Origin of the sequence: Streptomyces sp. Da 82-17, assembly GCF_046098215.1 — a bacterium.
Taxonomy (GTDB): Bacteria; Actinomycetota; Actinomycetes; order Streptomycetales; family Streptomycetaceae; genus Streptomyces.
In genome coordinates this window covers 1-17,063 of record NZ_JBJURH010000025.1, presented here as the reverse complement: position 1 = coordinate 17,063, position 17,063 = coordinate 1, and the positions used below count along the sequence as shown (strand labels likewise).

Genomic DNA, 17,063 nt, shown 5'->3' with positions numbered 1-17,063 from the left:
ATCCCTTCGGCCGTGCGGCTCACTCGGCGGACCGGGCGGCCGCGCGCACGCCGTCCATGACCTGCTCGGGCGACTTGCTGCCGCTGATCAGCGCCTCACCGCCGGACAGCCAGGCGTCGGACACCTCGGGCTCGGTCACCATGTCGAGCCAACCGGCAAGCCCCGGCGCCTTGTTGACCAGGTCGATGCCCTCGTGCACGGCCTTGCTCGACGTCTTCTCCGTCACCGCCCCGACCACGGTGCTGGGCTGGCCGTACGGCGGGGAGGAGAGGGTCTTCGCGTTCTTCGACTCCGTCACGAACTTCATGAAGTCCACGGCGAGCGGCGCACGCGGCGAGCGGGCGTTGACGAAGTACCCCTCGGGCGCCCCCTCGACCACCTTCGGATCGCCCTTGGCCCCGACCGCCGCGGGAAGCGGGAAGATGCCGAGGTCCTTCGGCTTCAGCGTGCCGCCGGACGTGGTGCTGTCGAACTCCAGGATCTCCTGGTAGTACATCGCGGCCTTGCCGCGTCCGAACGCCTCCTGCGCCGAGGTGTAGAGGACGCCGTTGGTGCCGCGTCCGGTGTCGGTGCAGCGGGAGACCAGGGTCTTGAACTGCTTCAGGGCGGCCACGTACCCCGGGTGGTCCCACTCGGCGGTCTTCGCCCGGTAGTCGGCCTCGCGGACCTCGGTGGGCACGTTGTGGGCGAACAGTTGCTGCAGATAGTGCAGCGCGGGCCAGCCGTCCTTGTTGCCGAAGGCGATCGGCTCGTACCCGGCGTCCCGCAACTCCGGGCAGGCGGCGACGAGTTGGTCGAACGTCCGCGGCACCTCGACGCCCGCTTTGTCGAAGGCCTTCTTGTTGTAGCCCATGAACTTGCCGTTGTTGTACAGCGGGATGCCGTAGTAGCGGCCGTCGTGCGCGAACGCCGACAGGGACGCCTCGCTGAAGGTCCTGCCCCACTCGGTGTCCGGGCCGATCACCTTCGTGAGGTCGGCGGCGCGGCCTCCGCGTACGAAGTTGTCGGCCCAGTTGCCCGTCCACGTGAAGTAGACGTCGGGCAGGGCGTCCGAGGCGGTGAGCGTCTTGGTCTTGTCCTTGATGCTCTGGTCGGTCTCCTGGATGAGCTCGACCTTCACCTTCGGATGCTTCCGCTCGTACGCGGCGGCCAGGTCCTCGAAGTACGGCTCCAGGGGGGCGCCCGCGAACTTGGTGAGGACGCTCAGGGTGCCGGAGAACTCCGGCTTCGCGGTCACGTCGGCCGCCGGGCCCTTCGCGGGTCCGGCGAAGCAGCCGGTCAGGGCGAGTGCCGAGGCCCCGAGGAGCGCTGCGGACCGCGTCATGGCACGTGTGCGCATGGGCTTCCTTTCGTCGAGTGGGCGCACCCCGCCGAAGGCGCGGGCACGTCGGATCCGCTGCGGATGTCCTGGACACGGACCGCTGGCGTGCGGCGACTGTACAGAGATTCTGATACCGGTACCAGAGCGGGAACCTGACGAATTTCCCGGAGCGGTCGGCGGACGCCTCGCGGGGTGGGTCTGCGGTGGTCGTCGACAGCTCAACAGTGCAGGTGAGAGCGGAAGTTGGCCTGGCGGTGCGCGCGTCGGGCGGTGGGGATCAGTTGACGCGTACGTCGCGCTGTGTCAGCGTGTGGGCCGCGTGATACCGGTATCAGGTCGCTCAGCGCCGCCGGTCGCGCCCGTTCCCGAAAGGACGCGAAGATGCTCGGATTCGACGAGCCCGAATTCCTCTCCCAGCTGGCCAGCACGGTGGCCCTGCGCCCCCGCATCGAGGAGCTGGCCGACCGCCTCACCGAGGAAGGCCTCGACAACCTCTACCTCGTCGGCGCCGGCGGCACCTACGCCCAGATGTGGCCGTACGAACGCCTCGCCCGCCGCACCTCGACCCTGCCCGTGCACGCCGTGATCGCCGCCGAGCTGGTCACCGGCGGCGAGGCGGGCCTCGGAGAGCGCTCGGTGGCCGTCTTCACCTCGGTCTCCGGCACCACCGAGGACAGCCTCAAGGCCATCGAGTACTGCAAGGCCAAGGGCGTACGCACCGTCGGCTTCACCGGCGAGGCCGAATCGCCCATCGCGCGGGCCGTCGACGTGGCGCTCGTGTCCGAGCCCAAGGCCTGGCCGTTCGACCCGCAGATGCTCCTCCTGACGGGCCGACTCCTGGCCCGCCGGGGCGAGTTCGAGGGGTACGAGAAGCTCGCCGACGAGCTGCAGGGGCTGCCCGGCATCCTCCTCGACGTGGCGAAGCAGGCCGAGCCGACGGCCGCCGCGTTCGCCGAGGCCCACAAGGACACCGACTACCACTTCCTCGTCGGCGGCGGAAACCTGTGGGGATTCACGTACCTCTACTCCATGTGCATCCTCGAGGAGATGCAGTGGCTGCGCACCACGCGGGTGCACAGCGCCGAGTTCTTCCACGGCTCCCTGGAGCTCCTGGAGGAGGACACCAGCGTGCTCGTCTTCCAGGGTGAGGACGAGACCCGCGCCCTCACCGACCGTGTCGAGGCATTCGCCAAGCGCATCTCCCGCGACGTCACCGTCTTCGACACCCGCGACCACGAACTGCCCGGCATCAGCCCGGAGTTCCGCGGACTGCTCGCACCCCTGGTCCTCGACACCGTCATGGGCCGGGTCAGCAAGCACCTGGAGCGGGTGCGCGGCCACTCCCTCGACCTGCGCCGCTACTACCGGGTCATGGACTACTGACGCCGACCCGCGCCGGCCGCTGCCGCCCCGGAGCAACTCCGGCGGCAGCGGCCGCTGTTCGCGGCCGACCCGCCCGCCGACCCACGCCCCGCCGCCGCCCGCGTCGCGCCCGGCGGGCCCAGCTCACAGGAGAACGCATGAGAGTCCTCGGCTTCGGCGACAACATCGTCGACCGGTTCGTCGACCGCGGCATCGACTACCCGGGCGGCAACAGCGTCAACGTCGCCGTCTACGCGGCCCGCCTCGGCCTCGACGCCGCGTACCTCGGCGTGTTCGGCGACGACGACCTCGGCCGCTTCCTGCGCGCCGCGATCACCGCCGCCGGCGTCGCCACCCGGCACTGCGTCGTACGCGAGGGCGAGAGCGGGGTGTCCACCCTGCGGGTCGACGCCGGCGACCGGGTGTTCCTCGGCTGGAACGGCGGCGGCGTCACCGTACGCGAACCCCTCGCCCTCGACGCCGCACTGCTCGACCACGTCGCGTCCTTCGACCTCGTGCACTCCAGCGTGTACTCCGGCAGCGAACCCGAGCTCCCCAAACTCGCCGCCCTCGACACCCTCGTCAGCTACGACCTGTCCAGCGAGGACGAGTTCCGCACCCCCGCCTACCTCGACCGGGTCTGCCCGCACGCCGACCTCGTCCTGCTGTCCTGCTCCCACCTCGACGAGACCGCCACCCGCGACCTCCTCGCCGACGCCGTACGACGCGGCGCCGGGCTCGCGCTCGCCACCCGCGGCGCCGACGGAGCCCTCGCCCACGACGGCCGTACGACGCTCAGCGGCGGGGCGCGCCCGCTCGCGGGCGCGGCGGAGATCGTCGACACGATGGGTTGCGGGGACGCCTTCCTCGCCGGGTTCGTCGCCGCACTGCTGCGCGCCGGCTGGCGAAAGGGGCACACCCCGGACCGCCCGACGCTGCGGCGCGCGCTGCGGGACGGCGCGGACGCGGCGTACGACCAGTGCTTCACGGAAGCCGCGTTCGGCCGGGGCCGGAGCATAGGGCGACCGCCGGTGTCTAGCATGTGGACACCCGTCGATCACCAGAAGTGAGGTACCGAGCCATGCCAGCAGAGCGACCCCGCGCGTCGGCGTCCCCGACGATCTCCGAGGTCGCCGCGGAGGCGGGCGTCGGCCGGGCCACCGCCGCCCGCACGCTCGGCGGGTACGGATACGTCAGCCCCGAGCTGAAGGAACGCGTGCTCGCCGCCGCGCAGAAGCTCGGCTACCGCGCCAACGCCCTGGCCCGCAGCATGTCGACGGGCGTGACGCACACCCTCGGCGTGATCGTCGCCGACATCGGCAACCCGTTCTTCGCCGGCGTCGTACGCGGCATCTCCGACACCTCCCGCGCCCGCGGCTTCGACACCCTGGTGCTGAGCACGTACGAGCAGTTGGACCAGGAGGTCGCGGCGACCGACGTGCTGATCGACAAACGCGTCGACGGCGTCATCCTCGCCTCCGCCGCCGTCGACCGCGCCTCGGTCGGACACATCCGCACCGCGCTCGACCGCGGCGTCCCCGTCGTCCTCGTCGACCGCGCGGTCTCCGCACTCGAACTCGACGCCGTGGTCATCGACAACCGGGACGCCGCCCGCGAGGCCGTCGAGGTGCTCATCGCCGCCGGACACCGCCGGATCGGCTTCGTCTGGGGCCCGCCCGTCGACCAACCACCCGCGACCCGAAGGGAGTTGATCGCCGCCGCGGCCAGGAACCTGTGGACCGACGGCGAACGCCTGCGCGGCTACCTCGACGCGCTCGACGACGCAGGCATCCCCTTCGACCCCGAACTGGTCATGGTCGGCCCCAAGACGGAGGAGCACGCCGCGCAGGAGGCCGGGCGCATGCTCGACCTCCCCGACCGGGCCACCGCCCTGTTCTGCACGGAGACCGACGGCGTGACCGGCGCCCTGCGCGCCGTACGGGCCCGGGAGTTGTCCTGCCCCGAGGACGTGTCACTGATCGGGTTCGACGACAGCGCGTGGGCCGCGGTCATGGTGCCGCCCCTCACGATGGTCGAACAGCCGGTGCGCCAACTCGGCTCCAGGGCCGCCGAAGTGCTGCTCGACGTCCTCCAGGGCGCCGAGCCCCGCCGCGAGATGCACACCCTGCGCGCCCGCCTCGTCGAGCGGGCCTCCGTGGCGCCGCCGCCGCTGCCGTCGCCGTAGCCGTCGTCGCGTCACTGACCCCCGGCCCCCGGCGAGATCTGCCGCATCAGGCCGAAGATGTCCGGCGCGACCCACTCCTCGGCGATCCTGTCGCCCTCGAAGCGGTACACCTCGACGCTGGTGAACGCGACCCGCCTCCCGGTCGGCGCCACCTCCAGGAACGTGCCGCGGTGCGTGCCCTCGAAGTCGACGAGGACGGTCACCTTGTCGCCGACGCCGAAGATGTCCCGTACGCCGATGCTGAGGTCCGGGAACGCCGACCTCATCGACTCGGTGCCCGCGCGCCACACATCACGCCCGACCGACGGCTCGGGCACGCCCGGCACGTTGGCGATGAAGTCCTCCGTCAGCATCTCCTCGGCGGCGTCCAGGTCGCCGCGTTCCACGGCCCGGTAGGCGGCGCGGGTCAGGGCGATGTTCTCGGTCGTGGTCATGTCGGTCTCCTCTGCCGGGGTTTTCTCCAGTGGAAACCGTGACGTCGCGACAAGGTCAAGGCGAAGCCGGTACGGGGACGCGGGTCACCGCACGGTGATCGGGCTATTGCTCGGCGCCGAACACCGGTGTTAGAAAGATCAGGTGACCAAGCGACGGACCTGCGACGCCCTGCGCGACGCGACGACCGCACCCGGATCGGTGCTGGTACGCCGGTATGCGGTCCTGTGTCCCATCATTCCCGAGCCGCACTGGCAGACCGGGCTGTAGCAGTCCGGGCCGGAGCAGACCGGGCTGAAGCAGCCCCGCCCGTCCCGGAGTTCCGCCGTTTTTCGGCGGCGCCATGGGGACGCTCGTTTTCCCTTTCCCCTTTTTTCATTTCCGGCCGCGAACGGCGCCCCGTTTCGCTCGCCTTCGCCTGCCCGCAATTCCCGGCGGGCCACCGGCTCGTACGCACTCCGACGTCTGGAGAATTCCGTGAATTCCGTTCCCTCGCCTTCCTCCGCCGTACCCGCACGCTCCTCCTACGACGTGGTGATCGTCGGCGCCGGCCACAACGGTCTGGTCGCCGCCGCGTATCTGGCGCGGGCCGGGCGGAGCGTGCTCGTGCTCGAACGGCAGGACCACGCCGGTGGCGCCGCGGTGTCGGCGCAGGCCTTCCGCGGAGTGGACGCGCGGCTGTCCCGGTACTCGTACCTCGTCAGCCTGCTGCCGCAGAAGATCGTCGACGATCTCGGACTGCGGTTCCGCACGCGCCGGCGCCGCATCTCCTCGTACACCCCGACCGTCGCGAACGGGCGGCCGACCGGGCTGCTCGTCGAGGAGGACACGGCCCGCACCCGCGAGTCGTTCCGCCGACTCACCGGCTCCGACCGCGACTTCGAGTCCTGGCAGGAGTTCTACGGGATGACGCAGCGGGTCGCCCGCAAGGTGTTCCCGACCCTCACCGGACCGCTGCCCGCGCGGGCCGAGCTGGAGCGGATCGTCGACGACAAGGAGGCGTGGGAGGCGTTGTTCGAGCGGCCGCTCGGGGAGACGATCGAGGCGAGGTTCGCGGACGACCTGGTGCGGGGCGTCGTCCTCACGGATGCGCTGATCGGCACGTTCACGCACGCGCACGACCCGTCGCTGCGGCAGAACCGCTGCTTCCTCTACCACGTGATCGGCAACGGCACCGGCGACTGGAACGTCCCCGTCGGCGGCATGGGCGCCCTCACCGGCGCACTCGCGGACGCGGCCCGCGCGGCCGGCGCCGAGATCCTCCTCGAACGCGACGTCGTCGGCATCGACACCGACGACAGCCGGGCGGAGGTGCGCTTCCGGCCCTCGCCCGCGGCGCCCGAACAGCGGGTCGGCGCCGGAACCGTCCTCGCCAACGTCGCCCCCGTCACCCTCGACCGGCTCCTCGGCGATGCCCCGGATCCGGCCCAACCCGCCCCCGAAGGCGCCCAGTTGAAGGTCAACATGCTGCTGCGCCGCCTGCCCCGGCTGCGCGACCGGAACGTCGACCCGCGGGACGCGTTCGCCGGTACGTTCCACATCGCCGAGTCGTACAGCCAGCTGGAGACCGCGTACCGCGAGGCCGCGGCCGGGCGCATCCCCAGCACGCCGCCGTCCGAGATCTACTGCCACTCGCTCACCGACCCGTCCATCCTCGGGCCCGAGCCGGCGGCGAGCGGCCACCACACCCTCACCCTGTTCGGCCTGCACATGCCGGCCCGGCTGTTCGCGGACAAGGCGGGGGACGCGGGCAAGGCCGGCCACGCGGGCGGTTCCGACGCGGTCCGGGCCGAGGCGCTGCGCGCCACCGTCGCCGCCCTCGACGACTGCCTCGCCGAGCCGATCGCGGACTGCCTCGCCGTGGACGCCGACGGCCGCCCCTGCATCGAGGCCAAGACCCCGCAGGACCTCGAAGCGGCCCTCGGCCTCCCGTCCGGCCACATCTTCCACCGCGACCTGGCCTTCCCGTACGGCGACGAGGACACGGGCCGCTGGGGCGTGGAGACCGGGCGCCGCAACGTCCTCCTCTGCGGCGCGGGCGCCACCCGTGGCGGCGGCGTCAGCGGCATCCCCGGGCACAACGCGGCGATGGCGCTCCTGGAGCGCTGAGCCCGGCCGGTCCCGCACCGGCCGGGCAGCCGCCGACGCAAGAGTTCCCGGCGCATCACCTCCCGACCGGCGGCGCGGGCACCCACCAGCCACCGATCCGCCCGCGCCGCCGCCCGCCGGTCGACCTCGTACCGGCGTGGGCGGCCCGCTCGCGTGCCTCCGCGACGATCCGTTCGAGCCGCTCGCTGTGCGCGCCCCGCCAGTACACGCGGCCGCAGCCGGGGCAGCGGGTGAAGGAGTCGTGGGTACGGCGGGTGCCGGGTCGCAGGAGGGGCTCCACGTCGGCCTTCCGTACCTCCGTGAGCGGTGACGTGTTGCACACCGTGCAGCGCGTCCACGGCGCGAGGGGCGGCTCGAACCGGTCGAGGACATCGGCGAGTTGACGGTCCGGATCGTCCCCGCGCACATACGCCCCCAGCCACAGCGACCGGCGGCGCAGGAGGCCGCGGTCGCGGGTGAGGAGCACCCGGCGCTCGGCGTCGGCCCGGGCGACCAGCTCGGCGTCGCCCATGTCGTTGTCGTACGCGGTGTCCACCCCGAGCAGCCTCAACTGCCGTGCGAGCGCGCCCAGATGAACGTCGAGCAGGAACCTCGGCGACCGGGGCCGGGGCCACTGCGGACGCCGTACGGGCCGCACCTCCACGCGGTCGCCGGGCCGCGGCCGGTACGCCGGATCGACGCCGCGCCCCGCCACGGACAGCGAGCCGACCTCCGTCAACGGCACCCCGAGCGCCTCCACGACGTGCCCGAGCGACGACACCCCGTCGACCCCCACCCGCACCGGCCCCGCCCCGCGCCGCTTGGCGGGCAGGAACGGCCGGAGCTCGGCGGGGAAGGAGAGGAGGAGACCGGCTTCCCGGCCGTCGGCGGTTGGGCTTGCCATGCCTCCAGGGTGTCACCGCTTCCCGGCGGGCCGCACCAGGCCGCGGTACGGGCGGAACCACAGCTCGGCCCCCACGGGTTCGCCCGGGAACCCGGCGAGCACGAACAGCCGCCGCCCGTCCTCGCGGAGGTAGAAGTACGTGGCCGCGGCGGGCTCGGCGTGCCCTGCGCCCGCGTGGGCCGGGTCGTCGGCCAGGGAGCGCGCCGACGCGGCGTCCTGCGTGTCGTACCAGGTCGCCGTGTAGCAGCGGGCGACGGCGTCCTGTCGGCGCACGGCGCGGTGCGGCACGTAACGGCCGGGAGGATCCGCCGAGTACAGAGCTCGGACGGCGGCGCCGAGGGTCTGCTGGTTGCCGGGCTCGGCGGCGAAGGCGCGGTGCGCTGCGGAGGTCGTCCACTGGGCGAAGTTGAGGACGGTGCGCCCGTCGGACCCGGCCAGGCAGTGACGTGCGAGATACGCGGCGGGCAGCAGGGTCCGCTCCCAGGCGTCCATGACGCCGGACATCACCCGCTCCTGGCGCCAGCGCCCCTCGGTGTGCCACAGGGACGCCAGGACGAGGCCGGCGTCCGGCCGGTCGGGGGCGGGCGGGGCGATGCTTCGGAGGGCGGTGGCGGAAGTCGTCATGACGGCAGGCTGCGACCTCGACCGCTGTCGAGGTCAAGGCAGTTGAGGGCGCCATGAACAGAGCGCTAGTACGGCGTGGGCCGGACCTCGAAGTCCCGCAGGCCCTCCGGCTCCTCGTTCACGACCTCGACGCCCCGTACCGTCGCCGCCGGCGGGCCCTCTCTGGCCCACTCCACGAGGATCGCCACATGGTGCGGCTCGCCCTCGAACACGGCCTCCACCGAGCCGTCCGGCAGATTCCGCACCCAGCCCGTCACCCGGTACTGGAGCGCGGTACGACGACAGGTGTCCCGGAAGAACACGCCCTGCACGTCACCGGTGACGACGACCCGTTTACGCGTCATGCCTCGCCCTTGCCCTCGTCCTTCGTCGTACGGCCGATCAGGGGCCGTTGTCATCATGCGGTACGACGTCGGGGCGTGCCCCGGCACGGGCGGCGGGGGAGGGGGACAGGAGCCGGGGGGGAAGCTGGGCCCGGGAGGTCGGGTGATCGGGCGGCGCTCCCGCCCCCGGGCCAGCTCACCTCCACTGTGGCCGGGCGGACCCGGCGGGCGGGTGGGCCGGTCGGGGCATCCCTGGTGCCGAACGGCCCACCCGGGCAGTCCACCCGGACGCCCCACTCGGACGCGCCGCTCGGTCGTCCCACCCGGAAGGCCCGGCCGCCGCGGCCGTCAGGGGCGTGAGCCGGGCGTGTGCCCGAAGGTGCGCCGGTACACGTCGATGAACGTGCTGGCCGACGACCAGCCGCAGCGGTGCGCGACCGCCGTGACCGGGGTGTTCTCCGCCAGCAGGACCAGCGCATGGTGCAACCGGACCTGCGTGCGCCATTGGGGGTATGTGAGGCCCAGCTCGTCGCGCAGGCGGCGGGAGAGGGTGCGGGCGCCGGCCCCGATCTCCCTGCCGAGGTCGTCGAGGGAACGGCCGTCGGCCGGGTCGGCGCGCAGGATCTCGTGCAGCCGCCGCAGCAGCGGGTCGGTCGGGGTCGGCAGGTGGAGCGGCTGCTCGGGGGACGCCTTGAGCTGGTCCAACAGGACGGCGCGCAGCCGGAGTCGGGGCGGGCTGTGGTCCTCGGGGTCGCGGGTGTGGGCGACGATCAGCTCGCGCAGCAGGGGGCTGACGGCGAGCACGGCCGGCTTGTCGAGGCACAGGGGGTTCTCCGCGGCGGGCAGGCCGACCAGGTGCAGATCGAGCTCGCCGTGCGCCTGGTGCCGGTGGACGGTGCCCGCCGGGATCCACAGCGCACGCGTGGCCGGGGCGACCCACGACCCGGCGTCGGTGGTGACGGCGACGGTGCCCTGGCTCGCGTACACGATCTGGTGGTCGTCGTGGCGGTGCGCGTCGATCTCGCCGCCGGACGCGAGGCGTTGCGTCCGGGTCGGTGCGACGGGCGTGTGCCGGACGTCGGCACCGCCGAGCTGTTGGCGGGTTTTCTGCATCATCTGTCAATCTATCGAAAGCGCGACAACGTCCGCTCCGCCGAGCATGGGCGCGTGCGAACCAAAACCTCGGTGAGAAGACCGATCACCCTGCTGGCCGTGGGCCACGCCTGCGTCGACGTCTACCAGGGCGCTGTCGCCGCCCTCATCCCGTACTTCGTGGCCGAACGCGACTACGGCTACGCCGTCGCCTCCGGCGTCGTCCTCGCCGCGTCGCTCCTGTCGTCCGTGGCACAGCCGTTGTTCGGGGCGCTGACCGACCGGTGGGCGATGCCGTGGCTGCTGCCCGTCAGCACGTTCCTCGCGGGTCTCGGCATCGCGCTCAGCGGACTGACCGGCTCGTACGGCCTGACGCTGGCCTTCGTCGCGGTCTCCGGGGTCGGCGTCGCCGCGTACCACCCCGAGGCGGCGCGGGTGGCGCGGCTCGCGAGCCGGGGGAGTCACAGCGCGATGGGCTGGTTGTCCCTCGGCGGGAACATCGGCTTCGCGCTCGCGCCGGTCATGGTGTCGCTGGCCGTCGGACACGGCTCCCTGCGCTGGACGCCCCTCCTGATGCTGCCCGCGCTCGCGGGCGCCGCCCTGTGCGTGCCGGTCCTCCACCTCCTCGGCCGCGCACGGACGTATACGCCCTCCGCGGGCCTGGGGACGGCCGGGGTCGCCGACGACGTCGCCTCGTTCGTCAGGCTGTCCCTGGCCGTGGTCTGCCGCTCGATCGTGTTCACGTGCCTCAGCACGTTCGTCTCTCTGTACGCGCAGCAGCGCACGCACGACGGACCGGCAGCCGGGACCGTCGCCCTGTTCCTGCTGTTCCTGGGCGGCGCCGTCGGCTCGGTCCTCGGCGGCACGCTGGCCGGGCGCTACGACCGCGTCCGCGTCTGCCGCTGGTCGTACCTGTTGACGGTCCTCGCCGTGGCCGGAGTCGTGCACGCGCCCGGACCGCTCCTGTACGGGTGCGTGGCGCTCGCCTCCGTCGGCCTGTACGTCCCGTTCTCCCTCCAAGTCACCCTGGGCCAGGACTACTTGCCGTCCCGCGTCGGCACGGCAAGCGGCGTCACCCTCGGGCTCACCGTCAGCGTCGGCGGGCTCGTCAGCCCGCTCGTCGGCCGCCTCGCCGACGTCACCTCCCTGCGGACGGCCCTCACTCCGCTGATCGCGATGCCCGCCCTGAGCTGGCTGCTCCTGCGCGCCCTGCCCGAGCCGAAGTCTCCCGAGCCGAGTTCGCCCGAGCCGCGACTCCGCGAGCCCCGGCGGGCCGAGGCCGTACGAGAGGACGCGTGACCTCGTCGCCTGCCACTCCTCCCTGCTTCAGCCCTGCGACGCGTCCGGCCAGCCGACGTACGGCCTGTCGGTGGTCTGCTCCCGGGACTGCCCGGCGGCGGCCATGTCGTGATACGCGGTGCGCTTGAGCTGCTGTGCGAGGTTCTCCAGGGCGCGGGCGGTGGCGAGCTCGTCGCCTATCTCGGGCACCTCGCGGTCGGACGGGTTGCGGCGCGCCATGCCCTTGCCGGTGAGGTGGGAGCTGCCGGTGTCCAGGTCGACCTGGACCTTGGTCGTACGCCCCTTCTCGACCAGATGGACGTTGGCCTGCCAGTCGGTCGTGTGCGACATGGTGTTCCTCCAGCGCTGTGTGCCGGACGGCGCGGTTCTGCGCGGGAGGCCGGACGCCGTACGCAGATCCGTCCGGAAGGGGCCGCTGCGACGCCCCTGACTCCAGCATCGCGCGCCGGGCCCCCAGGACGCATCCGGCCGGACCGATTCCGGATACGGGCCGGCGGAGCGGCCCTGGACGTGCGCGGTGCAGTGGCCGTCCGGGACCCGCTCGGCTGTGCGGGGAGCTGAGATGTGTGGCTTCCTGGTAGCAGTCCGTGACGGTCGTGCGTACGCCCGCAGGAGGTTCCCGATGTCCCGCAATGTGACCGCAGGCCTGGACGGCAGCCCCGAGAGCCTCGCGGCGGCGGAGTGGGCCGCACGGGAGGCGATGCTCCGCGACCTGCCCCTGCGCCTCGTGCACGCCTGGAAGTGGCAGCCGTACACGTACGCGCCGCTGGGCGGTGTCCTGCAGCGGCCCGACGCGGAGGACGCCGAGGAGAACTGGGCCCGGCACCTGCTCCACGAGGCCGAGTCCCACCTCCTCGGCCGCCACTCCGGGCTCCGGGTCGAGACCGTCGAGCTCGGCGACGAGCCCGTCGCCGCACTGCTCGACGCCTCGCAGGAGGCCGAGGCGCTGGTCCTCGGATCGCGCGGGCTCGGCCGCCTCGCCGGGTATCTCCTCGGCTCCGTCTCCCTCGCGGTCGTCGCGCGCGCCGAACGGCCCGTGGTCCTCGTCCGCTCCACCGAACCCGGCCCGGACGGCGACGTGGTCCTCGGGCTCGACACCGCGCAGTCCGCCGAACCGCTCCTGGAGTTCGCCTTCGACGCGGCGGCCCGACGCGGCGCCCGGCTGCGGGTCGTCCACAACTGGTCGCTGACCCGGGAGTACTTCGGCCGCGAACGGCACCTCACCGACAGCGCAAAGGAACGCATCGCCGCTGAACTCCGGGGCAGGCTGGCCGAGTTGCTGCGGCCCTGGCACGAGAAGCACCCCGAGGTCGCGGTCGCGGAGGAGGCCGTGATCGGGCGGCCGGGCTCGTTCCTCGTCGACGAGTCGCGCGGCGCGGGGCTCGTCGTGGTCGGCCGGAAGAAGCGCACGGCGGCGCTCGGCACGCACATCGGGCCCGTCACACAGTCCGTGCTGCACCACTCCCACTCGCCGGTCGCGGTCGTCGCCCACGACTGAGCGGTACGCGACCGACCCGCACGCGACCGACCCGCACGCGACCGACCCGTACGCGACCGACCCGTACGCGACCGACCCGTACGCGACCGGCGCGGAGGAGCCCGGCGCGGAGGAGCCCGGGGGCGGGGCGGGGCTCAGTCCGGGGAGTCCGTCAGCCACTGGCAGGTCACCGACACCACCCCGTCGACGGTCGCGCACATCCGCTCGATCGCGGGCATCGTCCGGTACGGGGCCCGGCCCCCGACCCGCACCCGGCCGTCGTGCACCGTGACGGACAGGCCGTCCGGGGCCATGCCGAGCGTCGCCCGCAGCACGTCCTCGACGATCTCGTGGCGGATGTCGTCGTCCCCGCGCCGGAAGACCGCGAGCAGGTCGTGACGGCCGACGACGCCGACGAGCCGGCCCTCGCCGTCGACCACCGGCAGCCGCTTGACGCCCTCCGCCGCCATCAGCCGGGCCACCTCCACGACCGTGGACTCGGGCCGGGTGCACACCGCGGGCGCCGACATCAGCTCCTCGGCGCGCATCCCCGCTGCAGCGGCCCGGTCCGGCCGCAGCAGATCCGCCTCCGACACGACGCCGAGCACCCGGTTGTCGCCGTCCACGACGGGCGCCGCAGCGACCCGGTGCTCCCGGAGCGCCTGCGTCAGTTCCTCGAACGGCGCGTCGCCGCGCACGCTCACCACGTCGCGGGTCATCACCTCGCTGATCCTGCGGTGCCGCATGCCCCCGCTCCTTCCGTACGTGCAGGGGAGTACCCGCTCCGAGGCGATACGTACGGGCGACTCCCAGGCGGTACATGCGGGGATCGGGCGCAGACGTCGCACCGCCGCGGTCTCGGGCGGGCTCAGCCGTGGTGCGCGCGGGCCGGAAGTGGTTTCCTGAAGGTGAGGAAGGGCCCGCGAAGACGCGGAGAAGCGGGGTCGAACCCGCGCACCGCGCAATCAGGATCCGCGAGAAGCGGATGGGTTCTTCCTCACCGGCGTGCTGCTCCGGCCGCCGAGCCGGCCGCTGTTCCGGCGCTGGTCCGGCCGCCGGTCCGGGCGGGAAGGCGGTGGGCACGATGGAATCGCCCGTAGTGGTGGGCGTCGACGGCTCCGACCCCGGCCTCCTGGCCCTCGACTGGGCCGTCGCCGAAGCCATACGCCACGGAAGACCCCTGCGCGTCGTGCACGCCTCGCTCTGGGAGCGCTACGAGACCGCCGTGCCGTCCGCCGACGACGACCGCTCCGAGGAGCTCGGCCTCGCCGAGAACATCCTCGGCTCGGCCGTCGAACGGGCCCGGCGCCTCGCGCCCGACCTGCTGGTGATGGGGGAGATCTTCGCCGAGGACGCGACGACTGCCCTGCTCAGAGAGGGGCGGGACGCGCTGGTCCTGGTCGTCGGCTCGCGCGGGCGCGGCGGCTTCGCCGGACTGCTGCTCGGCTCCGTCGGCCTGGCCGTGGCCGCCCGCGCGCACGGGCCGGTGGTCGTCGTACGCGGGGAGGAACAGGCCGTCGCGGCCCGCCACCGGCGCGTACTGCTCGGCGTCGGAGACCACGACGCCGACTCGCCAGCCGTACGGTTCGCCTTCCGCGAGGCGGCGGCGCGGGGCGCGGAACTCGACGCCGTACGGACCTGGCGCAGGCCCGCCCACCACCCGGTCGACCATCCGCTGCTCACCGGGGAGAGCGCCGTGTACTTCGAGGAGCGGGCCGCGAAGGCGCTGGACGACGCGTTGGGCGCGGCGGTGGGGGAGTTCCCGCAGGTCCGCCTGCGGAGGTCGACGGTCGAGGGCCCGGCCCGCAAGATCCTCACGGAACGCTCCGCCACGGCAGATCTCCTGATCCTCGGCGCCCGCCGCACCCCCCGCCCCCTCGGCCTCCAACTCGGCCGCACCACCCACCGCGCACTGCACCACGCGTCGTGCCCGGTGGGGGTGGTGCCGTCGGAGGGGTGAGGGCGAGGGCGAGGGTGAAGGCGGGCACGGGGCAGCCCCTTCCGAAGTCCTACGCCCACCTGCGCAGGGCTGCGCCCACCCCGCACTCCGGCCGAGGCGAGCTGGGAGGTACTCGCGGTCACGGGCGCGGCGGCTCCGACCGGGATCCGCCGCTTCCGGGGCGGCAGCCCTCGCCCCGACGACCGAGCTCGGCCCCGGGCCCGACCCTGCCCTCCCTGGGCCGGCGCGCGCGATCCCCCGTCCTTCCTCCCACCCCGCCCGCCCGACCTGTCCTCTGCCCGCCCAACTCCGGCCCTGCCGGCCGGACTTCGCTCGGCGCGGTTCCGCTTCACGGAGGTCCCTCCGGCTCCCCGACGAGGCGGGCGTGCGCGGCAGCGGTCCATCTGGCTGAGGGTTCCGCTCTGCCCGCCTCCAACCTCCGGGCACGGGCCCTGGGCCCGCTCCGGCCAACTCCCGCCTCGCGAGCGCGACTTCACCCGGCGTCTTCGGTCCCGCCTCCCCGACCCCGACCGGGACGTCAGACCTCAGCCCCGGCCGAGCCGACCGCTCCTCACCGCTCACCGGACCGGTACCACCGCGACCCCCACCGGGCTGTGATGGAGGAGTGCGTGGGCCACGTGGCCCAGGTGGGAGGGGGTGCGGGTGGTGCGGCGGCCCACGACGACCAGGGACGCCTGCGTCGACGCCGTCACCAGGCGGCCGCTCGCCCCGCCCAGGACCGACTCGACCCTCGTGCCGACCTCCGGATAGCGTCTGCGCCACGGTTCGAGGAGATCGCCCAGGCCCTTCACGCGGTGTGTGCACATGTCCTCGACCAGGCCCGGGTTCACCGGGGCGCCCCGGCCGTACGAGGGCGGCAGCGTCCAGCAGTTGAGGAAGTGCAGGGAGCGGCCACCGCGCGAGGCCACCGCGAAGGCGAACGCGAGTAGCGCGTCGCACGGGTGGATCAGGTCGACGCCGACCAGGATCTCCCCGCCCGACTCCGCCCCGCGCGCACCCGCCCGTACCAGCGCGACCGGACGCCGCGCCGCACCCGCGACCCGCAGCGAGACCGAGCCGAGGAGGAAACCGCGCAGGCCGTCGAGGCCGCGCGAACCGAGCACCAGCAAATCCGACTCGTTCGCCGCCGCCGTGAGCTCGGCCCCGGCCCGCCCGAGCGCCTGACCGGTGAACACCTCGACCCCGGGGTGGGCCGCGCGCACCCACGCCTCCGCCTCGCGCAGCACCGCCGCACCCGCCCGCCCGTCCCTGTCGTATCCGCCGCAGTCGTCCCCGTCGTACGGCAGCTCCGCCGTGTCGCCCGGCCGCTCCGCGACCCGCACGAGCCGCAGCGGCACCTTCCGCAGCTCCGCCTCCCGCGCCGCCCAGCGCGCGGCCGCCAGGCTCTCCTGCGAACCGTCGACCCCGACGGCGACCTGGGCTGTCATGACCTGCCTCCACAGGGGTGGCTCAGGACTCCAGCCTCGCCCGCGCACGCCCCGGCGAGGAGGGGCCGTACAGGGCCGCGATCGGGACCGAACGGCCCATCCTCAGGAGGCGTTCCGGGGTGACAGCGTGAGACTTGAGATGGCGTCCCCGGGCACCCGACACCGACCTGACCCCACCCCGCGGGACGGCCCGGAGGAGGAGCCATGGACAGTGAGACCCCTGTACGGCCGGAGCTCGGCGAGGTCGTCGTCGGCGTGGACGGGTCTCCCTCCGCACGGACCGCCGCACTCTGGGCCGCGGCCGAGGCGGACCGGCGCGGCAGCCCCCTGTACCTCGTGCACGCCTCCGACTCGGTCCGCAGCTCGGCCTGGACCGACGCCGACACCGTCGAGGCGCTGCGCCAGGCCGGCCGGGAACTCCTCGCCGAGGCCGAGAGCGCGGTCGAGGAGGTCTTCCCCGACCTGCCCGTCACGAAGAGGCTGAGCGGCGACACCCCGGTCGGCGGGCTGCGTGATGCCGCGGGCGACACCGGCACGATCGTCGTCGGCAGCCGTGGACTGGGCGGTTT

At 73.4% G+C, this 17,063-nt stretch carries 17 protein-coding genes; 8 read left to right on the top strand and 9 right to left on the bottom strand.

Annotated elements, in window-relative coordinates; translation table 11 throughout:
• Positions 1 to 19 precede the first annotated feature (19 nt).
• Positions 20 to 1,339, bottom strand: a complete 1,320-nt coding sequence (locus ACIDOF_RS31795; RefSeq protein ID WP_409009644.1) for an ABC transporter substrate-binding protein — start codon at positions 1,337 to 1,339, stop codon at positions 20 to 22.
• Positions 1,340 to 1,702: 363 nt separating this feature from the next.
• On the opposite strand from ACIDOF_RS31795, the gene ACIDOF_RS31790 reads away from it, so the two are divergent.
• The 3 genes from ACIDOF_RS31790 (at position 1,703) to ACIDOF_RS31780 (ending at position 4,868) form a co-directional block, all read left to right on the top strand.
• The gene (locus ACIDOF_RS31790) at positions 1,703 to 2,704 is read left to right on the top strand and encodes an SIS domain-containing protein (protein ID WP_409009643.1); all 1,002 of its coding nucleotides are present in this window, start codon (positions 1,703 to 1,705) and stop codon (positions 2,702 to 2,704) included.
• Between the two features lie 137 nt (positions 2,705 to 2,841).
• Positions 2,842 to 3,753: a PfkB family carbohydrate kinase gene (locus ACIDOF_RS31785; protein WP_409009642.1), complete on the top strand. Its 912-nt coding sequence runs from the start codon at positions 2,842 to 2,844 to the stop codon at positions 3,751 to 3,753.
• Positions 3,754 to 3,764: 11 nt separating this feature from the next.
• Entirely contained in the window at positions 3,765 to 4,868 is a 1,104-nt protein-coding gene (locus ACIDOF_RS31780; RefSeq protein WP_409009641.1) for a LacI family DNA-binding transcriptional regulator, read from the top strand.
• A gap of 11 nt (positions 4,869 to 4,879) precedes the next feature.
• Here ACIDOF_RS31780 and ACIDOF_RS31775 read toward each other — a convergent pair whose 3' ends face one another.
• Positions 4,880 to 5,302: an ester cyclase gene (locus ACIDOF_RS31775; RefSeq protein WP_409009640.1), complete on the bottom strand. Its 423-nt coding sequence runs from the start codon at positions 5,300 to 5,302 to the stop codon at positions 4,880 to 4,882.
• A 475-nt stretch (positions 5,303 to 5,777) separates the two neighbouring features.
• Here ACIDOF_RS31775 and ACIDOF_RS31770 point away from each other — a divergent pair, with 475 nt between their 5' ends.
• Positions 5,778 to 7,409, top strand: a complete 1,632-nt coding sequence (locus tag ACIDOF_RS31770; RefSeq protein WP_409009639.1) for a phytoene desaturase family protein — start codon at positions 5,778 to 5,780, stop codon at positions 7,407 to 7,409.
• A gap of 55 nt (positions 7,410 to 7,464) precedes the next feature.
• Here ACIDOF_RS31770 and ACIDOF_RS31765 read toward each other — a convergent pair whose 3' ends face one another.
• The 4 genes from ACIDOF_RS31765 to ACIDOF_RS31750 all read right to left on the bottom strand — a co-directional run bounded on the left by ACIDOF_RS31765 (position 7,465) and on the right by ACIDOF_RS31750 (position 10,355).
• Positions 7,465 to 8,292, bottom strand: a complete 828-nt coding sequence (locus tag ACIDOF_RS31765; protein WP_409009638.1) for a Mut7-C RNAse domain-containing protein — start codon at positions 8,290 to 8,292, stop codon at positions 7,465 to 7,467.
• A 12-nt stretch (positions 8,293 to 8,304) separates the two neighbouring features.
• Entirely contained in the window at positions 8,305 to 8,916 is a 612-nt protein-coding gene (locus ACIDOF_RS31760; RefSeq protein ID WP_409009637.1) for a hypothetical protein, read from the bottom strand.
• Between the two features lie 65 nt (positions 8,917 to 8,981).
• On the bottom strand, positions 8,982 to 9,260 hold the full coding sequence (locus ACIDOF_RS31755; protein ID WP_409009636.1) for an acylphosphatase: 279 nt from the start codon (positions 9,258 to 9,260) through the stop codon (positions 8,982 to 8,984).
• Positions 9,261 to 9,587: 327 nt separating this feature from the next.
• Positions 9,588 to 10,355 carry an AraC family transcriptional regulator gene (locus tag ACIDOF_RS31750; RefSeq protein ID WP_409009635.1) on the bottom strand — a complete coding sequence of 256 codons (768 nt, stop codon included), beginning with the start codon at positions 10,353 to 10,355 and terminating at the stop codon, positions 9,588 to 9,590.
• A 51-nt stretch (positions 10,356 to 10,406) separates the two neighbouring features.
• Here ACIDOF_RS31750 and ACIDOF_RS31745 point away from each other — a divergent pair, with 51 nt between their 5' ends.
• Entirely contained in the window at positions 10,407 to 11,630 is a 1,224-nt protein-coding gene (locus ACIDOF_RS31745) for an MFS transporter (protein ID WP_409009634.1), read from the top strand.
• 27 nt (positions 11,631 to 11,657) lie between these two features.
• Here ACIDOF_RS31745 and ACIDOF_RS31740 read toward each other — a convergent pair whose 3' ends face one another.
• Positions 11,658 to 11,960, bottom strand: a complete 303-nt coding sequence (locus ACIDOF_RS31740) for a dsRBD fold-containing protein (protein ID WP_409009633.1) — start codon at positions 11,958 to 11,960, stop codon at positions 11,658 to 11,660.
• A gap of 292 nt (positions 11,961 to 12,252) precedes the next feature.
• On the opposite strand from ACIDOF_RS31740, the gene ACIDOF_RS31735 reads away from it, so the two are divergent.
• Positions 12,253 to 13,128: a universal stress protein gene (locus ACIDOF_RS31735; protein ID WP_409009632.1), complete on the top strand. Its 876-nt coding sequence runs from the start codon at positions 12,253 to 12,255 to the stop codon at positions 13,126 to 13,128.
• A gap of 134 nt (positions 13,129 to 13,262) precedes the next feature.
• Here the strand turns inward: ACIDOF_RS31735 and ACIDOF_RS31730 are convergent, their stop codons facing one another.
• Positions 13,263 to 13,853, bottom strand: coding sequence for a CBS domain-containing protein (locus tag ACIDOF_RS31730; RefSeq protein WP_409009631.1), 591 nt, complete (start codon positions 13,851 to 13,853; stop codon positions 13,263 to 13,265).
• Between the two features lie 338 nt (positions 13,854 to 14,191).
• Here ACIDOF_RS31730 and ACIDOF_RS31725 point away from each other — a divergent pair, with 338 nt between their 5' ends.
• Positions 14,192 to 15,067 (top strand): universal stress protein, encoded by an 876-nt coding sequence (locus tag ACIDOF_RS31725; RefSeq protein WP_409009630.1) that lies wholly within the window; start codon positions 14,192 to 14,194, stop codon positions 15,065 to 15,067.
• A 557-nt stretch (positions 15,068 to 15,624) separates the two neighbouring features.
• On the opposite strand, the gene ACIDOF_RS31720 is transcribed toward ACIDOF_RS31725, so the two are convergent.
• Entirely contained in the window at positions 15,625 to 16,494 is an 870-nt protein-coding gene (locus tag ACIDOF_RS31720; protein ID WP_409009629.1) for a universal stress protein, read from the bottom strand.
• A 204-nt stretch (positions 16,495 to 16,698) separates the two neighbouring features.
• Here ACIDOF_RS31720 and ACIDOF_RS31715 point away from each other — a divergent pair.
• Positions 16,699 to 17,063, top strand: a 365-nt coding sequence (locus tag ACIDOF_RS31715; RefSeq protein WP_409009628.1) for a universal stress protein, incomplete at its 3' end; no start/stop codon positions are given.

Bases quoted from the DNA above. Each gene is read 5' to 3' on its own strand.
- ACIDOF_RS31795 (WP_409009644.1), bottom strand. From the start codon at position 1,339: ATGCGCACACGTGCCATGACGCGGTCCGCAGCGCTCCTCGGGGCCTCG.
- ACIDOF_RS31790 (WP_409009643.1), top strand. From the start codon at position 1,703: ATGCTCGGATTCGACGAGCCCGAATTCCTCTCCCAGCTGGCCAGCACG.
- ACIDOF_RS31785 (WP_409009642.1), top strand. From the start codon at position 2,842: ATGAGAGTCCTCGGCTTCGGCGACAACATCGTCGACCGGTTCGTCGAC.
- ACIDOF_RS31780 (WP_409009641.1), top strand. From the start codon at position 3,765: ATGCCAGCAGAGCGACCCCGCGCGTCGGCGTCCCCGACGATCTCCGAG.
- ACIDOF_RS31775 (WP_409009640.1), bottom strand. From the start codon at position 5,302: ATGACCACGACCGAGAACATCGCCCTGACCCGCGCCGCCTACCGGGCC.
- ACIDOF_RS31765 (WP_409009638.1), bottom strand. From the start codon at position 8,292: ATGGCAAGCCCAACCGCCGACGGCCGGGAAGCCGGTCTCCTCCTCTCC.
- ACIDOF_RS31760 (WP_409009637.1), bottom strand. From the start codon at position 8,916: ATGACGACTTCCGCCACCGCCCTCCGAAGCATCGCCCCGCCCGCCCCC.
- ACIDOF_RS31755 (WP_409009636.1), bottom strand. From the start codon at position 9,260: ATGACGCGTAAACGGGTCGTCGTCACCGGTGACGTGCAGGGCGTGTTC.
- ACIDOF_RS31750 (WP_409009635.1), bottom strand. From the start codon at position 10,355: ATGATGCAGAAAACCCGCCAACAGCTCGGCGGTGCCGACGTCCGGCAC.
- ACIDOF_RS31740 (WP_409009633.1), bottom strand. From the start codon at position 11,960: ATGTCGCACACGACCGACTGGCAGGCCAACGTCCATCTGGTCGAGAAG.
- ACIDOF_RS31735 (WP_409009632.1), top strand. From the start codon at position 12,253: ATGTCCCGCAATGTGACCGCAGGCCTGGACGGCAGCCCCGAGAGCCTC.
- ACIDOF_RS31730 (WP_409009631.1), bottom strand. From the start codon at position 13,853: ATGCGGCACCGCAGGATCAGCGAGGTGATGACCCGCGACGTGGTGAGC.
- ACIDOF_RS31725 (WP_409009630.1), top strand. From the start codon at position 14,192: ATGGAATCGCCCGTAGTGGTGGGCGTCGACGGCTCCGACCCCGGCCTC.
- ACIDOF_RS31720 (WP_409009629.1), bottom strand. From the start codon at position 16,494: ATGACAGCCCAGGTCGCCGTCGGGGTCGACGGTTCGCAGGAGAGCCTG.